Here is a 1,158-nt window from a genome sequence, read left to right as displayed (position 1 = left end):
GCCGTCTCCGCGTTCGGCCTCAGCGGCACCAACGCCCACGTCATCGTCGAGGAAGCCGGAACCCCGGCCGCGGACGACACCACCCCGCACCCCTCCGGCGTCCTCGCCTGGCCCGTCTCGGCGCGCAGCGCGGAGGCGCTGCGGGCGCAGGCCGGGCGGCTGCTGGAGGCTGCCGGTTCGGGTGAACCCGCTGCGGTGGGGCGGGCGTTGGCGACGGCGCGCACGCACTTCGAGCACCGTGCGGTGGTCGTCGGCGCGGAGCGCGGCGAGCTGCTGGCGGGCCTGCGCGCTCTGGCGGAAGGCCAGGAGGCCGGGCAGGTCAGTGCGCCCGGGAAGCTGGCGTTCCTGTTCACCGGCCAGGGCTCGCAGCGCCTCGGCATGGGGCAGGAACTGTACGGCCGCTTCCCGGTGTTCGCCGCCGCGCTCGACGAGGTGTGCGCGCTGCTCGACAAGGGCCTGGAGCGTCCCCTCAAGGACGTCATGTGGTCCGACGCCGAAGCACTGAACCTGACGGGGTACGCGCAGTGCGCACTGTTCGCCGTCGAGGTGGCCCTCCAGCGGCTGTACGCCTCCTGGGGCGTGCGCCCCGACGCGGTCGCCGGGCACTCCATCGGCGAGTATGCCGCCGCCTACACGGCAGGCGTGTGGTCGCTGGAGGACGCCTGCGCCCTGGTCGGCGCCCGCGCCCGCCTGATGCAGGCCCTGCCCACCGGCGGCGCGATGGTCGCCGTCGCCGCCGGCGAGGACGACGTCCGCACGGCACTCGCCGCCGGTGTCGACATCGCCGCCGTCAACGGGCCGCGCGCGATCGTCATCTCGGGCGAGGCCGAAGCGGTCGCCAAGGTCGCGGCCTCCTTCCAGCGCACGAAGGCGCTGACGGTCTCGCACGCCTTCCACTCCGCGCTGATGGAGCCGATGCTCGCCGAGTTCCGCACCGTCGCCGCCCAACTCACCTACCACCAGCCCAACCTGACGGTCGTCTCGACCCTGACCGGCCAGAGCGCCGCCGACCTCACCTCCCCCGACTACTGGGTGCACCAGGTCCGCGAGAGCGTCCGCTTCGCCGACGCCGTCACCACCCTCACCACCCACGGCGTCACCCGCTTCCTGGAACTCGGCCCCGACGCCGTCCTGACCGCAATGGCCGCCCACAGCACC

At 74.0% G+C, this 1,158-nt stretch carries 1 protein-coding gene; it reads left to right on the top strand.

Translation table 11 applies throughout. The features are described 5' to 3' along the window. The coding region (locus tag OO57_RS37835; protein WP_033257451.1) for an acyltransferase domain-containing protein at positions 1 to 1,158 on the top strand (1,158 nt) is incomplete at both ends.

Source organism: Kitasatospora phosalacinea (assembly GCF_000717185.1).
Taxonomy (GTDB): domain Bacteria; phylum Actinomycetota; class Actinomycetes; order Streptomycetales; family Streptomycetaceae; genus Kitasatospora; species Kitasatospora phosalacinea_A.
The sequence above is the reverse complement of the archived record's forward strand: the minus strand, read 5'-3'. Positions and strand labels throughout refer to the sequence as shown.